Origin of the sequence: Paenibacillus sp. FSL L8-0333 (genome assembly GCF_037965665.1) — a bacterium.
Classification (GTDB): Bacteria; Bacillota; Bacilli; order Paenibacillales; family Paenibacillaceae; genus Paenibacillus_AQ; species Paenibacillus_AQ odorifer.
This window is the reverse complement of the sequence record NZ_CP150186.1, coordinates 389,378-407,661: the sequence shown is the minus strand read 5'-3', so window position 1 is coordinate 407,661 and position 18,284 is coordinate 389,378. Positions and strand designations below refer to the sequence as shown.

Annotated in this window: 13 protein-coding genes; 3 read left to right on the top strand and 10 right to left on the bottom strand. The window is 46.5% G+C overall.

Features of this window, described 5'->3' with window-relative positions; genetic code table 11:
* Positions 1–29 precede the first annotated feature (29 nt).
* From iolC to NYE72_RS01790, 5 genes are all read right to left on the bottom strand, one after another.
* Complete coding sequence (gene iolC, locus NYE72_RS01810) at positions 30–1,040, bottom strand: 5-dehydro-2-deoxygluconokinase (RefSeq protein ID WP_038568343.1); 1,011 nt, start codon at positions 1,038–1,040, stop codon at positions 30–32.
* Between the two features lie 263 nt (positions 1,041–1,303).
* On the bottom strand, positions 1,304–2,314 hold the full coding sequence (locus NYE72_RS01805; protein WP_076101202.1) for a LacI family DNA-binding transcriptional regulator: 1,011 nt from the start codon (positions 2,312–2,314) through the stop codon (positions 1,304–1,306).
* Between the two features lie 185 nt (positions 2,315–2,499).
* On the bottom strand, positions 2,500–3,330 hold the full coding sequence (gene iolB / locus NYE72_RS01800) for a 5-deoxy-glucuronate isomerase (RefSeq protein ID WP_038568337.1): 831 nt from the start codon (positions 3,328–3,330) through the stop codon (positions 2,500–2,502).
* Positions 3,331–3,368: 38 nt separating this feature from the next.
* Entirely contained in the window at positions 3,369–4,415 is a 1,047-nt protein-coding gene (gene iolG / locus NYE72_RS01795; protein ID WP_339211179.1) for an inositol 2-dehydrogenase, read from the bottom strand.
* 128 nt (positions 4,416–4,543) lie between these two features.
* A complete protein-coding gene (locus NYE72_RS01790; protein WP_339211177.1) occupies positions 4,544–5,659 on the bottom strand; it encodes a glycoside hydrolase family 88 protein in 1,116 nt (371 codons plus the stop codon).
* 190 nt (positions 5,660–5,849) lie between these two features.
* On the opposite strand from NYE72_RS01790, the gene NYE72_RS01785 reads away from it, so the two are divergent.
* The gene (locus NYE72_RS01785) at positions 5,850–6,761 is read left to right on the top strand and encodes an AraC family transcriptional regulator (protein WP_339211175.1); all 912 of its coding nucleotides are present in this window, start codon (positions 5,850–5,852) and stop codon (positions 6,759–6,761) included.
* A gap of 656 nt (positions 6,762–7,417) precedes the next feature.
* Here NYE72_RS01785 and NYE72_RS01780 read toward each other — a convergent pair.
* The 3 genes from NYE72_RS01780 to NYE72_RS01770 all read right to left on the bottom strand — a co-directional run bounded on the left by NYE72_RS01780 (position 7,418) and on the right by NYE72_RS01770 (position 11,130).
* Positions 7,418–8,674 (bottom strand): OFA family MFS transporter, encoded by a 1,257-nt coding sequence (locus NYE72_RS01780; protein WP_143760543.1) that lies wholly within the window; start codon positions 8,672–8,674, stop codon positions 7,418–7,420.
* Between the two features lie 126 nt (positions 8,675–8,800).
* Complete coding sequence (locus NYE72_RS01775; RefSeq protein ID WP_036687441.1) at positions 8,801–9,529, bottom strand: LytTR family DNA-binding domain-containing protein; 729 nt, start codon at positions 9,527–9,529, stop codon at positions 8,801–8,803.
* Positions 9,526–11,130, bottom strand: coding sequence for a sensor histidine kinase (locus NYE72_RS01770; RefSeq protein WP_280513476.1), 1,605 nt, complete (start codon positions 11,128–11,130; stop codon positions 9,526–9,528). The genes NYE72_RS01775 and NYE72_RS01770 overlap by 4 nt, the downstream gene beginning before the upstream one ends.
* A gap of 261 nt (positions 11,131–11,391) precedes the next feature.
* On the opposite strand from NYE72_RS01770, the gene NYE72_RS01765 reads away from it, so the two are divergent.
* The gene (locus tag NYE72_RS01765; RefSeq protein ID WP_051491511.1) at positions 11,392–11,907 is read left to right on the top strand and encodes a nucleotidyltransferase family protein; all 516 of its coding nucleotides are present in this window, start codon (positions 11,392–11,394) and stop codon (positions 11,905–11,907) included.
* 75 nt (positions 11,908–11,982) lie between these two features.
* Here the strand turns inward: NYE72_RS01765 and NYE72_RS01760 are convergent, their stop codons facing one another.
* Positions 11,983–13,497, bottom strand: coding sequence for a methyl-accepting chemotaxis protein (locus NYE72_RS01760; RefSeq protein WP_052096724.1), 1,515 nt, complete (start codon positions 13,495–13,497; stop codon positions 11,983–11,985).
* Positions 13,498–13,731: 234 nt separating this feature from the next.
* Here NYE72_RS01760 and NYE72_RS01755 point away from each other — a divergent pair, with 234 nt between their 5' ends.
* On the top strand, positions 13,732–14,826 hold the full coding sequence (locus tag NYE72_RS01755; protein ID WP_038568323.1) for a GGDEF domain-containing protein: 1,095 nt from the start codon (positions 13,732–13,734) through the stop codon (positions 14,824–14,826).
* Between the two features lie 118 nt (positions 14,827–14,944).
* On the opposite strand, the gene NYE72_RS01750 is transcribed toward NYE72_RS01755, so the two are convergent.
* Complete coding sequence (locus tag NYE72_RS01750) at positions 14,945–18,067, bottom strand: EAL domain-containing protein (protein WP_339211172.1); 3,123 nt, start codon at positions 18,065–18,067, stop codon at positions 14,945–14,947.
* Between the last annotated feature and the right edge of the window lie 217 nt (positions 18,068–18,284).

Genomic DNA, 18,284 nt, shown 5'->3' with positions numbered 1-18,284 from the left:
GAGTTGTGTCCTCTCCAACCTCCGCCTACTTACTCTGCACCTGAAGTGATTTCCTCGTTAGACAATAAAAACGCTTCCAATTCATCCAAGGTTGGCATGGCATCCGAACAGCTGTGGCGGGAGATGACAATGGATGCCGACGCGCTGCCGCGGCGCATGGCCTCACCCACGCTTTCCCCCCGCATTAGACTGTGAATAAAGGCTGAGGCGTAAGAATCTCCGGCTCCAAATGTCTTCAATACTTTAGCGGGAAAAATACCACTCCGATGCTTCTGCCCATCCGCCGTGTAGGAGATTGAACCACTCCCGCCATGCTTGATAACGACCAGCTTTGCTTGGTGCGAAAACCAGCGGTTAACTGTTGCTTCGTCATCTGCATCTGTTACATTGTACAGGCTCTCCATCATATTAAATTCCTCACGGGTACCGATGATACAATCGCATTTCTCAGCTGCCAGATTATAATAAACCGCTGTTTCTGCGGCTGACTTCCACGTATAGGGGCGGTAATCGAGATCAAAAAATACAGTGACATTGTGCTTGCGGGCGAACTCCAAAGCGACAAACACAGCCTCACGGGACGGACTTTGTGCCAGTGCAGTACCTGAGATCAGCAGTGCCTTGGACTTCCGAATATACTCTTCCGAGATCTCCTCCGTACTCAGCAGCAAATCAGCCACATGATCCCGGTACATCAGAATGCTGCACTCCTGAGGGCTCTTTATTTCAGTAAAAGCAAGCCCAGTCACTGCACCAGTCTGGTCAACACTCACCTGGCTATCGTCAATGCCATTCCTTTGCAGATAAGTTCGGATAAAACGGCCCATCTGATCATCGGATATCTTACCGATAAAGCCAGTGCGCATCCCTAGCCGTGCTGCTCCAATTATGATATTGGCAGGAGAGCCGCCAACATATTTGGTAAAGGTCAGTGTCTCTTCCATGGGTCTTCCGGTTTCATTAGCGTTCAAGTCAATACAGAGCCGACCGACAGCGATTAAATCCAGCGGTCGTGCAGGATCGAACTGTAAACCGTTCATTATGACGCCTCCTTGAGAAAACTTCAGTGAAATGGATTAATGAGAAACAACAATCATCGGGGGATGGGTTAAGCGCTTAACCTAATTTCCATTAGTATAGTTTAGAAATTGGAGTTTGGCAATCCTGAACTTAAACGAAGTTGGGATCTGAACTCATGTATCAGAAAAAAGCAAAGAAAAGACCTGTATCTCGCCGCTAAGCGAAGTACAGGTCTTCAGATAGGAGTCGGCGTTCTTACTCCGTTTGTAGAGTTTGTGTCTTCCTAATGCGGTGCCGGTCCGGTGGAATGGCGGACTATCAGTTCCGGCATCAGCATGATCTTGCGCTTAGGACTATCGGGATTGTCGATAGATTCGTTCAGCAGAATCATCGCCTGTTCCGTCATCTCACGCAGAGGCTGAGCAATACTGGTCAAGGTGGGATGGCAAATTTCAGCCAGCATTGTATTGTCAAAACCCACTACGGACAGATCACGGGGAATTGACAAGCCTGCGCTGCGCGCCTCCTTCAATATCCCAATCGCGAGCAGATCGTTGCAAGCGAATATCGCGGTCGGCCGGTCTTCCTGCGCCTGAGCCAGCATCGCGGCAGCCGCTTTGCGGCCGTTCTCCAGCGTGGCTGAGGTATGCGTGAGATTAGCCGGATTGTCAAAGCCAACACCTGCTGCCTTGAGCGCATCCATAAAGCCTTCCACGCGCAGCTTACTCCCCGGTAAATTGTCAGAGATAACGCCGAGCCTGCGATGGCCCAAGGACAACAGATATTCTGTCGCCTGATAGCCTCCCTTATAGTCATCCACCGTGACGCTGTTGCTCTCCATCATCCGGATATCAGCCGAAAATAACACAAGCGGCACGTGATCAGCCAGCAGGCGGCGGACCATATCCGGATTCCCTGTATGAGAAGCAATGATTATACCGTCCACCCGTTTGCGCAGGAGCAGTGAGATATACCGGGCCGCCTTCTCATCATCCCGGTCTGTACTGCATACAATTAAGTCGCTTCCCTGCTCCTGAGCATAATCCTCAATACCTCGGGCCGCCTCAGCAAAAAAGGGGTTGGAAATATCGGGAATCATCAACCCGATTGTTCCCGTTCGGCGACTCGTCAGCGCAGAGGCCACCAGACTCGGCTGGTAATTCAGCTCCTCCATGATCCGATGAACCTTCTCCCGTGTCTTATCGCTAATTCTCCCGTTCTTGTTCAACACCTTGGACACCGTAGCGATGGAGACTCCCGCTTCCCGTGCCACATCATATATCGTAGGTTTCATCGTTAGTGAGCCCGCCTTTACGTTCGTACAATCAATCCTATACCTAGATTATAAGGAACTCTTCTGACAGTGTCTATTAAGCGGTGCAAGGGACTCTGTTACTGTGGCGAACATTTGGTCAATACATCGACACAAAGAAGGAGCCTCCGCCTTGCGGAAGCCCCCTTTTCGTGCGTGCTGCTACACTATTCCTTCTTATCCTTCTGGTGTTGCTGCATCTCGAACAGCCATTCATGTTCCGGATCATTATGAAAAACCCATGTGCGGACCGGACCTGCCATCACATTGAGATAATAAGAATCATAACCCGGCGGTGCCGATACAGGATGATAGCCCTCCGGAACCAATACAATACTGCGGTCAGACACCGCCATCGTCTCATCGAGGCTGCGGTCATCATTATACACCCGCTGCACTACAAAACCATGAGCCGGGTTAACCCGGTGGTAGTATGTCTCTTCCAGATAAGACTCAGCAGGTAGATTGTCACAGTCATGCTTGTGCGGAGGATAGCTGGACCAATTGCCGCCACCCGTACGCACTTCCACGACCAGCAGGCTCTCGGCTTCACTCTGCTCAGGCAAAATGTTGACCACTCGCCGTGACATGCTGCCAGAACCGCGGGCTTCGGCTACAGTATCGCACGGAGTGATCAAACGTGGCGCATATTTGCCCGTTCCTGGTGCAAGGCAAACCGCAAGTTCCAGCTCCGTCAAGGCCGTAACTTCATAATGCCCTCCCGCCGGAATATACACCGCATACGGCGGCAAATCCTCAAATACAGACATACGTTCACCGATCCCGGCGAACAACTGGGCGCCTGCTCTCACATCCGCCTTGCCCGCCAGCAGCACCAGACAGATTTCATTCCCTTCCGCGCTGCGGCTCAGCGTATCCCCAACCTGCAGCTGGTACACTTCAAAACCTACATACTCCCATCCAGCGCTCTCCTTGCTAACTGCCGCTACAAGTCCATCTTTGCCGGGTGCTCCGGCTTTTATGATTAGATTGGACATCTTCACAGACCTCCCCCATCTTCAGCATCTGCATCCGCTTACAAAGCATGTGTCGCCGATATTCCCTCTCCGGCACAAGAAGACAACTTGACCGGAAGCCCGGTAAGATAGGATTCTTTAGCGGCTTCGGCAATCCGTTCCGCCTGTTGCCCATCAAACCCGCTGCAAATGATAGGCTCCTGCAAGCGGATTGCCCGGGCAAATGCGGCAACCTCTTCCACGAAAGCCTGGTTATACCGCTCGAGAAAGAAATGAAGCGGCTGATCGCGTGTGACCGAAGCAGCGGTTGAAACCTCTACAGTTGTTGGACGGCAGTTGTCGGCGGTGGCTGAGCCGCAGGAACCGAACACCTCCACACGTTGATCATAACCATATACAGCCTTACGGCTGTTATCAATGACGCAGATTGCGCCACTGGCAAAGGTCAGCGTGATGACAGCTGTATCCACATCATCGCAGCGCCCAAACATCGGATCAACGAGATTGGCACCTCGGGTATAAACTTCTGTTACTTCCTCACCCATCAGATAACGGGCCATATCAAAATCGTGAATCGTCATATCCATAAACATCCCGCCGGAAGACCGCACATAAGCCTCACCCGGAGGCTGCGGATCACGTGATGTGATCTTCACAACATGTGGACTGCCTAGCTCTTCTGACTGAACCAGTTGCTTAAGTTTGCGGAAGCTAGGGTCCATTCGCCGGTTGAAGCCGACCTGTAGCAATACACCCTCATCCTCCACTATCTTCAGTGCCTGGTGGGTAAACTCCGACGACAGGCTGATCGGCTTTTCACAGAAAATATGTTTCCCAGCCCGGGCTGCTAGCTCAATCCAAGAGGCGTGGGTATCCGTAGGTGTGCAGATAAACACAGCCTCGATCTCAGGGTCATTCAGAAGGTCTTGCCCATTCACAAATGCAGAGCCAAGATTCCGGCTCTCTGCCCAGACCAGCAATTCCTCACTTACCACAGCCTCCGCAATGGATTTCAACTTAAACGACGGCATCACACGCAGATTATCTGCATGAAGCCGGCCAATTCTGCCTGCCCCAATAATGCCAACTACGATCGGATTTACCATGTTTGCTTATCCTCCTTCAAGGTAAGCGCTTAACCATCCCGAAAATAGTATACTCCAAGCACCAGCGAAGTTACAAGCAAAAATTTCTCCAGCTTTTTTTGACTCTCGCCTTAGCTATTTACTCAACCTCAACAGTAATGTAACGCTTCAGCTAGTGCGACTAAAACCATGGCCTGCCCGTAGGCCATGGGGGCAATAATGATTTGCTTATAATCTTCTTTTGCAGCACCAATTGGAGTGCCGCCGGATACACCAAGCACCGTGCCTTCATCGTCAATTCTGTCCAGCACCGCCCGGATCGCTTTCAGGGCATGACCTGCATACGATTCCGGCAACAACCCCCTGCGTACGCTATGCAAAATACCCGCTGCGATAGCTGCTGAGCCTGACGTTTCAGTATAACTGCTAGAGTCGTCCAGCAGCGTATGCCACAATCCATCTCCGCTCTGGCAGGCTAATAAAGCTGTTGCCTGTGCGTTCAGGATCTGTTGAAGATATTCAAACACTCCACTGTCCAGATACGGCCCCATCAAATCCAGGTATTCAGGCAGGCCGAGTGTAAACCAGCTATTACCCCGGCACCAGAAGGCTTCGCTGAAATTATGCCGGCCGCCAAAATGCCAGCCATGAAAAAACAGCCCTGTCTTTTTATCATACAGGTATTTGATATGCAGCAGCAGTTGGTAAAGCGACGCTTGCCGCCATGCGGAATTATCGTATTTCACACCCATTTTTGCCGTGAACAAAATAGCCATAAATAACGTATCAATCCAGATTTCATTATCGTTGAGCGTAACTTCATCCTTGCTCGCTCCTGTTGTGACATGCTGATAACCAGACTCCTTCGTCCGCGGCAGGCCATGCATCAACCACTGTACCCATTCCAGGCTTAATTCCTCCGATTCCTTCAGTTCCATCAATGACAGCAACGGCGCTGTTGTATTGATATTCCGGCTCGGCAGCCCCTTGCCCAGCTGCTTGCTCATCCAAAGCTTGGCATATTCTTGATAACGCTCATCCTTGAAATGCTGCTCAAGCTTTTGAAGTCCGTAAAGCCCCACTCCCTGCGGCCAATCCCATTCCTCCATGCCAAAATCACGAGCAAAATACCCCCGTCGTCCCGCATCCTCCCCTAAATTTTGCAGTTCGGCTTCGTTTTCCGGCCGCTCCAGCTTCAGCAGCTTATCCGTCACGCGGTTCAGCTTTTCAATGATCTCAACTTTACTAATCCGGCTGTTGTTCATCTGTTTTCCGCCCCTTCGCCTGCCATTTTGGGTCTTCCCTCATGTTGGCTAGTTCCATTCACCCGTAATATATCAAACCATTCCATACAAAAACTACTTTATATTTGCTGTAATAACCCTCATATATTGCAAATCTTGCTTTTCTGAACATATAATAAGTGCATATTACAGAATAAGGCGGTGAGAGCATTTGCTTGAAAGCGACTTACTGTACGAACAAGGATATAGCGTACGTATCAACACGCCCGTTGATCCCCTTTTTTACTATTTTGATTATGACCAGCGTTCTCACGATATCAATATGGAGTTTCAGCATTTTCATGATTTTTACGAGATTCATATCTTAATGGATTCCCGAGCCACTCATATTATCGATGGGAATGTCTGCGCCCTCCAGCAGTATGACATCGTGCTCCTGCGTCCTTATCGGATGCATAAGACACAATATCCGGAAGGGCCGCCGTTTAAGCGGCTGATCATAAACTTCGCCATGCCCAAGGATATACCCGGTTTAGAGAACGCTTACAAAAGTATGTTTCTCTCATTTTGGGAAGAAATACCGATCTACCGTTTGCCAAAAGAGTTGCGCAAAGCCGTGTTTGATCCTCTTAACGCTATCTTCACCTTATCACACAGCACTTCACCATTAAATCCAGTACTGATTCACAGCCTTTTCCAACAGTTTCTATGTGCTTTATACCAGCGCAGGGATCAGAACAGCTATGTCCCAGAGGAGATCGGAAATGCCATTATGCAAAAAATCTACTCGATCACCGCATACATCCATAGCCATTACAACAGCGAGTTATCCCTTGATTTCCTCGCTAAAGAGTTCTTTATCAGCTCCTATTATTTATCACACCAATTTAAGTTAATTACCGGCTCCACGCTGACAGAATATATTCAGATGACCCGGGTCCGTAATGCCCAGCAATTGCTGATTTACACCCGCCTGAAGATTTCCGAGATCGCCGGGCAATGCGGATTCAACAGTTTCTCCCAGTTCAACCGCATATTCAATAAACTTAGCGGGGTCTCCCCATCCGAGTTCCGCAAGAACCAGGTCACATCCAACACTGCTTCGACCACATTTTCCTATTGATGTACTTGCTTACCTAGTTACAAAAAATCCGCTGTGCGTCCGACAAATCTATCCACCCTCTAAATAACTATATTGAGCAGTAACTGAGGCATGTTAGACGCAAAAAGAGAGACGAAGGGAAAGGAATGGCAAAAGTGATGGTGCAGGCGCACAGACGTTGGTACAGATGCAGGTACTGATGTAGGTGCTGGTGTAGGTGCCTGTAGTGATATAGGTGCTAGGTGCTCCTAGTGATGTAGCTGGTGCTGGTGCTGGTGCTGGTGCTGGTGCTGGTGCTGGTGCTGGTGCTGGTGCTGGTGCTGGTGTAAGGGTAGTCACGTTTAGCTGTATTTCGTACACCTATTTTTTCATGCATCACGCCACCATTAGATATAGCTGTATTTGGTGCAACTATTTCCTTGGTTTTTTCGCCTCTAAGCAACATCTCGAGGTTTTAGTTGTACAGAATACAGCTAAAGTCCGAAGATTCACTATTTCATACGGAATAGTTGTACAAAATGCAGTTACTTCTCAGATCCCAGCAAAACTCCTTCTCCCAATTGAAGATAATCCGCCCAAACAAGTCTCAGCTCAGCAAGCCACCGCAAATCAAAAAAACAGGCAGCGATTCTCCACTAACCGGAGAATCGCTGCCTGGCTCTAACTTCAATTACACCTTAAGCCGTACGTTCCGTTGCTTTGAGACGCAGCGCTTTTTTCTCTTTCGACTTCGCCACTGGCGGTTTCAGAGAAATCGCGATGATGCAGGCCAGCAGGCACAAGAGGCCAAAGATAACAAAGGTTGGTTTGAACCCGCCTAGGAAGACGGCGATAAACGAACCGGAAAGGGCACCAATACCAAAACCTTGGTAGACGATTCCGTAGTTCTTACTGTGATTTTTCAGTCCGAAGAAGTCGCTGACAATGGCCGGGAACACCGTGATATTCCCGCCAAAGCAGAACGCAATGGCTGCTACACAAGTGAAGAAAAGTCCGAAATTCAGGGTCGCGTAGCTGAGGGTCAGCATAGCCGCCGCAGTTACAGCAAGCGATGCGCCTACCAGCTTCAAGCGACTCATTTTGTCAGATAAAGCACCCAGAATTAAACGTCCCGCTGTATTAAAGATCGCAATCATAGCCACCGCACTAGCTGCTGTCTGTACATCAAGTCCAGCCAGCTGCACGCCGATATCTTTTACAATACCGATCAAATACAGACCACACATACAGGCGGTGAAAAAGATGATAAATAGCAGATACGCTTCTTTTGTCCGCAGCATTTCTTTGACCGTATAGTCTTTCGGTGAACTCATTACTGCAGCTGTCGTTGAACCCGCTGGTGCTGGGGCCGCTTGAACCGGAGCTTCTCTTACGAGCAAGGAACCGATTACAATCATGCCCATAACAATCAAACCCCAATACATAAATGTATTAGACACACCCACTGAGTCAATCAACCCGCCGTTAATATATTTAAAGATCAAACTCCCTGTTCCATAAGCACCAACGGATACGCCGGAGATTAAACCTTTATTATTCGGAAACCATTTAATTAAATTAGATAATGAAGTGATATAAGCTGTCCCATCCGCAAAACCAACGATCACCCCAACCAATAAATAGAACATGAAGAGTGAATTGGCCTGCGAGCTAAGGATCAATCCTAGTCCGAGCACAATCCCAGCAGTAGCAGTCAAACGGCGAAGCCCGAAACGATCCTGCAGCTTCCCTGCGAACAAGGTCGCGAAAGCGAGTGCAAAGCTCGTTATAGAAAAAGTAATCGAAACGGAGTTAAGCTCCCAGCCAAATTTCGTTACCAGATGCGCATTAAATAAACTCCATGTATAGATGGTCCCTAGACCCATTTGCATAATTACTGTACCTAATACGATTAGCCACCGTTTGGTGCTTTTGCTGTCCATTGTCGTAGTCATGGTCTTTTCCTTCTTTCTCTCTCGTTGTCTGCTACAAGAGCTTCTATCGCCTCTTTATTGTAGCTAAACCAGCCGATGTTGAGAGAAATCCGGCATGAGATGACGGAAATGAAGAATGAATTGCATTTATAAGCGCATAATCTGCCTGAATTCTTTTACCTTACTACGACTTACCGGCACTTCAAAATCTAAATCATGCAGGCGCAGCAAATACGTATTGTTGAACCACGGGATGATTTCCTTGATCTTGGACAGGTTAACAATATAGGAACGATGGCAGCGAAAAAAACGATCCTGCGGCAGCCGCTGAAAGAAATCGCTAATACTAAGTGCCATGCTGTATTCCTCACCTTTAGTCATCACACTTGTACTTTTTTCCTGCGCGGAGGCGTAATAAATATCGTCGGCATTCACTACGATAATCTTTTCATTTTTCCACAGATTGACCTTGTCACTGACCGGATTACGCTCCTCTTCCCCCTGTCGTCCACGGTTGGCAAACGCATTTTCCAGCTTGTGCAGCATGGCTTTAATGCGAACCTCGCTATACGGCTTAAGAATATAGTCAAAAGCTTCAATCTCAAACGCCTCAGCGGCATGCTCCTTATACGCAGTGATGAACACTATGTAGGGTTTTACCGAGAATCTACTGATATTCTGTGCCAACAGCACCCCATCGATAGAGGGAATATTAATATCCAGAAAAATCACATCTACCGTATCACTCTGCAAAAATTTAAGTGCGTCCAGCCCATCTTCAAACTGTGCCGTTATATCGATCCCGCTGTGCGTCTCTATTAAATAAGCCAGCTCCTGTCTTGCCAGCTCTTCATCCTCTACGATGATCGCTCTCATTGGTCCTCCTTTTTAACATCAAAAAAGATGTTCGTCCCTTTATCCAATCTCTGAATGGTAAGTCCAGTCCCATAGATCAGCTTTACCCGTTGGTGTACATTAAACAGCCCGATTTTATTCTCCGGCATATCGCCAGTATAGACTTTCTCTATCGTTTCCTCGCTGATGCCAGCTCCGGTATCGCGAATGCCCACCCGTACGGTATCCCCGTGGTCTTTTACAGAAATCGTTACTGTTCCTGTCCCTCTTACCTTCAGTATGCCATGTATAATCGCATTTTCTACAAGCGGCTGAATGATCAGACTCGGAATCCGAACCTGAACCTCATCAATATCATAAAGCACGTTAAGCCGGCTTCCAAAACGCGCCTTTTCGATCTCTACGTATTGCTGGACCTGCTGTAGCTCTCGTTTGATATCAATGAATTCATCGGTAAGCTCCAGATTGTATCTCATATAACCGGACAGATTCACAATCAGCTCACGCGCCTTATCCGGATTAATTCGAATCGAGGACGCAATCGCATTCAGTGCATTGAATAAAAAATGCGGGTTAATGCTGGTCTGCAGTGCCTTCAGCTCCGCTTTGTTCGCCATTTCCTTAATGCCTTCCACCCGCGACACTTCCATCAAGGTAGAGATCATTTGCGACAGACCCACGGCCATAGCTTGAAGTGAGTAGGTAATCTTGTGGGCTTTGGTGTAATAGATTTTGAGCGCTCCCGTCACCTCACCCTTTTCCTTTAAAGGAATAATGATCAGCGACTTGATCTGCGGATTCACGTAATCACTATCATCATTACGGATGGTAATTTCACCACTGGACAACGTTACTTTAGTTTCCTCACTGATAATATCGTTAGTTGTCTCATAATCCTCCTCACCCACACCAACATAGGCACGAATAAACCGAGTATCAGTAATCGCTACAGCGTCTGCACCGATATCCTCTTTGATGATCTGGCAGATGGTGTGCAGCGACTCCTGGTTAATATTGCGAAAATACGGCAAGGTCTTATTGGCAATATCAAGCGCCAGCTTGGACTGCTTAGCCGCAATCCGTTCCTTCTCACCTTCCACGCTCTGCACTAACACGACAATCAGGCCGACACTAATCTGGCTCATAATCATCGGAAAAGCGATCTTGGACACGATATCCACACCCAGCGACATCGGCTGAGCCATCGCTAGAATGAGCAGCATCGTCAGTGCCTCACAGGCCATTCCCGCCAAGATGCCTGCTATCCAGCGACGCTCACCAGAGGTGCGGCGATAGATTATCCCAGACACTATGCCCGCGGTGATACTCGTAATCAGACAAGGAAGAGAGGTTACCCCTCCGATATCAATCAGAAAACGGTGAACCCCTGAGATGATGCCTGTTATAAGTCCAACCCATGGCCCGAACAAAATCCCGCCAGATACGATGGCGATAATTCGTACATTCACAAGCGAACCTTCCACATTAATTCCGCTATAAGTGCCGAAAATGGCAAATAAGCTGAAGATCATCGTTGCAATAGCAAGCTCTTGCGGAGCGTAACTCCCTTTTTGAAAAACCTCTTTAAACCGCGGCAGACGAGTCAATACAAATAGACACATCAGCAATAACGCAGCTCTTTCCAACAATTGCAGTAATATAGTAAACGTATATTGCACGGTCACCGCCTCCAAAGGTCTCGATGTCGATTCATTATAAAGATAGTTCATGCCTCTGTCCATTCAGCCTGTCCCTTTATACCTCTATTGAAACTCTTGTTGTATGATATTAACAGATTGGAAGCATGAATATTAGGAGGTGGCAGTTTGCGCAAGATAGAACACGAGGCAGATATCATTCAGCTTGTACATAATGATCCCTGGATGATGGATATTTTAGAAAATGCCAGATCGCTACAGTTACCTGACTGGTGGGTTTGTGCGGGGTTTGTACGTTCAAAAATCTGGGATACCTTACATGGATTTGAAGAACGGACCCCTTTGCCAGATATTGATGTTATTTATTATGACGGCAGCAATCTTCATGAGGAAGTGGAAAAGCAATGGGAGGCAAAACTAAGAGATTTAAATCCCCATGTGCCATGGTCCGTTAAGAATGAAGCAAGAATGCATACCATTAACAACCTTGCACCCTATACGTCATCTGTAGATGCCATCTCCAAGTTTCCGGAAACAGCTACAGCGCTTGGGCTTTCCTTAGATGAATACGGTAAGGTTATCCTAACCGCTCCGCATGGGATTGCGGATGTTATTAATGTAGTGTTGCGGGCTACCCCTCATTTCAACAATAATCCAAGCTTACTCCCTATTTATGAAAAACGAATTGCACAAAAAAACTGGCAGGCAACGTGGAAGCAATTGCAGGTCAGCGCTACCTAAAGCTAAGTTGTGTTAGCATCGGAATAAAAAAAACAGCAAGCCTCTGCTACAGAAGGGCTTGCTGCTGTTGCTTTATTACACCGCTAAATCAATACCCACCACGCCTACTACATCTCCCTGACGATTCCGGATTGCTCTAGATAATGTAATACAAGAACGTTTCGTAATCGCAGATACGTAAGGTTTAGAGACATATTCACCTTCATTCATGGCCCCATTCCACCAATCACGCCGCTTAGCATTCAACAAGCCAGCCGCTGGCTCGGAGTAGATAAAGGTTCCATCCGTCCGATTAGACCAAATGGCTTGTACATCTGGAATTTTCTTAATGTAAGCGTTCAAAACACCTTGATGAACTTCAGTATCTGGAGCGTAAAGTTCTTCCTTGGCGGAAATCGTCTCCAAGAGACTCTGCATTTCCTGAAGCCGGGCTGCATATTGGCTCATCTCAATTTCCGCTCTGCCCGCAATGCTAGTAACCGATTGCTGCAAGGATTGCGACTCCGCTAACAGATTGGCGCTGACTTCGTTCAGCTGCCCAATTTGATCCCGCTGCCGTGTCACCTGCTCCAGCGTAAGGTCTACATTGGCAATCGTCTCATTCACGATCGCCACCGCACCGCTCAGCTCCGTTGTCACTTCTACAATCAGCTTGCCCTGCTTCGCGGCAGCATCGATTGTTTCCGTCACGGCGCTGCCTACTTCATCTACTCTCGACGCGATATCATCGAGTCGAAGCTTCACCGTGCCGACCTCGTTCACCCCACGCTCCACTGAGACTTGCTCTTTCGTAACGGATTCCAGCACCTGCTGTACTCCATTATTAATGTCAAGCAAGATGCCTGAGGAGCGTTCTACCGAGCTCTTGCTTTGATCAGCCAGCTGCCGAATCCGGCTGGCCACTACTGCAAATCCGCGGCCCTGTTCACCGGCCCGGGCCGCTTCAATAGAAGCATTCAGCGCGAGCAATGAGGTCTCATTCACAATGGAGTTAATCAATGTATTGATCTCCTCTACCATCGCAATATGATTACTCAGGGTAGTAAACTTAGCTAACATGTCCCCACTCTGTGTTTGCAGATCCTTCATCACCCCATCTGCAATGCTCAGGGAATCTACCATTGCTGTCATTCCTTGCCGGGCATATTGCATATTCGAGCCTAGTTTTTCCGTCAATTCTTCGATATGTGCTGTAACTGAAGCTACACCGCCCATCGTCTGATAGGCCCCTTCAATATTGGCTTTAGCTTCGTTGCTGCGAATCCTTAAATCCGTTTCATACGCGTGTGAATAATCCGCTGTCTGCTGCAGCTGCTCTGTATGGCGGCTGATTTCTTCAAGTGCACCATGCAGCCGATCCGAGGTAACTACAATCTCATTGCCAAGAAGCTCCACTTTGTTCTGTGACTCCTTCAGCAGCGCTTCTTTGCGATAACCGTAGCGGGATGTATTCAGCGAGAACCATCCTAGAGAACCCATAAACAGAATAATCACCAGCTTATGAATCCAGAGCATGTCAATCAATAAGCTGTACACACTGACAAGAAGCAACAGGACGACTACAAAAATCTGGTTTGGACGGATCTGCATCTTCAATTCCACTCCACTCGATTGATGTTATGTATTCTAACATTATATCAGCAGAGTTAATTAAAGGAAATACTTTCTATAGTATTCCTTTTCGTTCAATCATTCCCCGGGCCAGGCAATCTCCCCTTATAAAGATGCTTGTTGAACTCCCGCTTCCAAGAAAGCCATCAAGAGGAAACCTGAGCTTATTGTCGAATATATAAGCATATTGCCACTGGAAAAGAGGATCACATTATGCGCGCCACACCTCAAACTCCTCGTCAGACCTATTGGAATCGTGTGCTTCTCAATTCATTCTGGATCATCCTGATTGTGTATTTAAGTATTCAGTTCATTGTTTCTCTATCCTTATGGAGCCAGCGTCCGGAAACCCCAACCAGGAACGATTATATTGAGCACTCGTTGATTTCTGATTCCATCATAGTGAGTTTGATCATTATTCTAGAAGTAATCTATAGATGGAGGCCTCTGTGGGCCCAACTCGCCATTACGGTTGCAAGCCATCTATTTGCGGTTTTGATTATCGTCAATCTCAGCGATGAGTTGCATGTTAAATCATTAATTATGCTGTTCCCGCTACTAGTCTCGATGATCTATCTGAAGAGCAGTTATATGATAGCCACTTCTGCTATTTCTCTACTGTACACGATCATTTTATTCATCAGGACACCCATTCACGAGTACTTACCGATCACCCAAACTATCATTATCGCTCTTATTTTTGCAGGCACTGCTTTGGCAGGTTTTGCAGTAATCGTTCGTGGACGTGATTTGATGCAATCCCTGCAGAACTCCGTTAAGTCAGAACAGGAATTACGCATTCAGAATATAATTATGGATCGTCTATCTAAGATAGACCCCCTGACTGATCTGTATAATCACAAGACTTTTCACGAATATTTAGGTTGGCTAATTGAGCATCAGCAGAGTAATCCATTCTCCATGCAGCTTGCCGTTATGGATATCGATAATTTCAAAAAAGTAAATGATTGCTATGGACACTCCGTTGGAGATATCGTATTACAAAAAGTCGCAGCGATTCTGCTCGAGTATATCGGTCCTGATGATTTCGCCGCGCGGTACGGTGGCGAGGAATTCATTGTCATTTTGACTACCAAAACCTTTGAGCGATCCTATGAAATCATGCAACAAATTCTAGCCAAAGTAGCCGATACCCCTTTTGCCGAAATGGAAGGTAAAAGCATAACCGTCAGTATCGGGATGCATGATTACACAGGCGCAGACTCCAAAAATTCCACTTTTCAGCAGGCTGATGATGCACTTTACGAAGCTAAAAACACCGGGAAGAATAAAATTGTCATCAGCTAGTGACAAGCTCCACAGACACTGTTTATCTGTCGGAGCTTGTTTTTTTGCAAAGACTTAATCTCAGAAGCATTACACACCAAAAACCCCCACCTTGTAGATGAGGGCTGTGTATCAACTGCTATATTCCGTAACGCTTCTGCGGTTCCAAAAGCTCCACCACTTCCTGCTTCGGAACAGGTCTGCTAACCAGATACCCCTGTACCTTATCGCAGCCCGATTTTCTGAGGAAATCCATCTGGCTGATCTCTTCCACTCCCTCCGCAACGACCTCCAGCCCCATATTGTGTCCCAGCTGTATAATGGTCTGCACAAAAGACTGGCTGTAAGCTTTTTCCGAAAGCGAATCGATAAAGGTTTTATCCATTTTAAGCGTAGAAATCGGCAATTGCTGCAAATAACTAAGAGATGAGTACCCCGTTCCGAAATCATCCAGCGCAATACGAATGCCTTGGGATTTGAGGAATTGAAGCTTATTCACGATACTCTCAAACGATTCCATAAAAATAGACTCGGTGATTTCCAGTTCAAGACAACTAGGCTTTAGCCCGCTTTCAGCCAGACTTTCCTGCACCATCTCGACGAAATCATCCTGCAATAGTTGAATAATGGAAATATTAACTGATATCTTGTAAGGAATGCCCATACGATCTTGAATGCCCTTCATAAAGATGCACGATTCCCTAAGCACCCATTCTCCAATATAAATAATCAGCCTGGAATCCTCGGCGATTTTGATAAAGGAAAGTGGAGATACAAAGCCCAGCGTTGGACTATTCCAGCGAATTAAAGCCTCAAAACCAGAGATTAATCCAGACTGGATATCCACCTGCGGTTGATAATATAGCTCAAACTCATTATTATTCATGGCACTGCGCAAATGCTTCTCTATATTCATCCGTTCATTAAACGCAGTATGCATGGATTTGTCATATACCACATAAGTCCCCTTGCCATCCTCTTTCGCCCGGTACATAGCGACATCCGCATTTTTTAAGATTTGCTCGGTGGTCTCCCCATCTTCCGGATAAAAGGAAATTCCGATGCTTACGGAAACGTACAAATAACTCTCTCCGATTAAAAAGGACTGCCTGAATGCTCTCATGATACGCTCCGCCAGGTCTAACACATCCTCGTGGTTTTCTATATCCTTAATAAAAATCACGAATTCATCCCCACCGAGCCGAGAGAGCATATCCCCTTCACGCACCAACGACTGCAGCCTTTTGCTAGCCTTCTGAATGAGAACATCACCGGATTTATGCCCTAAGGTATCATTGATGTATTTAAAATTATCGGTATCTACGAACAACAGCGCCGCCTTGCCTCCTGAACATTGCAGATATTTCTCCATAGATTCCAGTAGACATACACGGTTGGGTAAATTACTAAGCTCATCCACATAAGCTAAACGATGCATGTGTTTTTGATTCTCCACCAGCATATCGTATTGCTCTACAAGCTCCTGCTGTGTGGCTGTTAGCTGTTCATAGGTTGCCTCAAGCTCCTGATAACTGTTGCTCAGCTTTAGCTCTACCTGCTTCCGCTTACTAATATCAATCAGTGAACCGATAAATAACACAACTTCATCCTTTGGATCAACGATAGCTTTACCACTTACCTCAAACCAGACGAATTGATTATCTTTGGTCCGCATGCGGTATTCCGTCTCGTAGATAGGTGTTAAACCTGCCAGATGATCATGTCTTGCCTTTTGGGATGATGGCTGGTCATCGGGATGAATAATACTAAGCACCCCATTTTCGAATGAATTGATTTCATCCTCCGTATAGCCCATAAGCTTGTACCAGCGATCCGATAGATTATACAGTCCAGTCTCCCAGTCAAGCTCCCACATGTATGCACCAGAACCCTCTGTCGCGAGACTGAACCGTCGTTCACCTACTTGCAGCTTAGCAAATTGCTCCTGTAGCTCGACCTCTGTCGCTGACAGCTCTTCGTAAGTAGCTTCCAGTTCCTCATAACTTTGCTGAAGCCTTAGCTCATTTTGTTTGCGCTCATCGATATCCACTCCTACAAGCACAAAAATATCAGCTGCCTGCTTATCCAATCCTTTTAACAAGGTGGTCCGAAATGAAAAATACCGCGCCGCTGGCGAATTGTCCGGAAGTTTATGCTCGATATTATCAACATAGTCAAGCTGTACGGCCCTTTCCAGCAGATTCCGAATAGCCGCCGTACTGCCTGTCAGACCCTCCATATCCGCAATGTTTTTGCCCACTACTTCATTCTCGCATAGGCCCGTCATTCGCTCAGCGTAATTGTTAAACCGAACTACCTTTTTATCCGCCTGCACAGCCCAAACCACCATACCGCTATGCTCTATTACATCCTCAAAAAATTGCTGTTCCGAATAAACCGCACGCCGTAAGTGATTAATATACATTTTTAGCAAAACCGCACTAATGATTAGAAGACCAAGCAGAATAATGGCTCCCACAATAAATCTATTGCGCATCATAACTTTATAATAATCTGAATGAACGAAGAAATAGTGCTGATACAGCTCTTCAAAAGCACCGGAACGATGCAGGCGATCCAATCTCTCGTTAACATAAGTTACTAGCTCCGGAGCGGATTTACTTATTGCAAAAGCAACATCCCTAGGGTAGAGATTGCTCATTTTTTTGATAATACTCCCCTTCAATTTCTGTTCAGCAATCAGATAATCGATCACTTCCTGATTCTCAAATAGAAGGTCGATTTCCCCTTTTTCAAGAGCCTTTAAAGCTTCAGGAGTCGTTGCATACTCTATGTAATTTGTAATCCCCACCTTGCTGTTCAGCACGGTTGCAGAATACTGTCCATTCCCTAACCCAATCTTATAACTTCCCAACGTCTTTAAATCGATCTCATCCTCAAGCTCTCGCCTTGCATAGATGGAAATATAGTTTTTAATAACTGGATCTGAAAATAACACCTCTTGGTTACGCGACTCCGTAATTGCCATAAGACCTGCTATCTCAATATCTCCTTGAATCAGCCGACTGTAAACTTCATCCCATTGCCCAGTACTGTAGTGAATAAGATAATCCTGCTTCTCAAAAATCATCGTGCTCAAATTAATATCAAACCCGGTCAAATACCCATTTTCTACATATTTATACGGTGGATATTCCAGTTCTACTTGGTACCTTATATCCTCTCTTTCGGCGTGAGCGGCTGTAGGAGGTACGAGCAAAAGCAGAAAAATAATCAGAAGCAACATTGTGCACCGCTTCATTGCCCAATTCCCCTTTTTGCAAAAATTTAGAATTTAAAGCATTATTCTAAAAAGTATTCGACAAAATATGGTAAGATTCCTGCTAATTCTTTCCTAAAACCACACATTATACGCAAATCCCCATCTTTCGATGGACTCTTTTATTTGTAAATGATAAAAGTTACGAAGTCTTGATTTTTATATTGCTTTTTACATAGAAAATGTGGATAATAGCAAT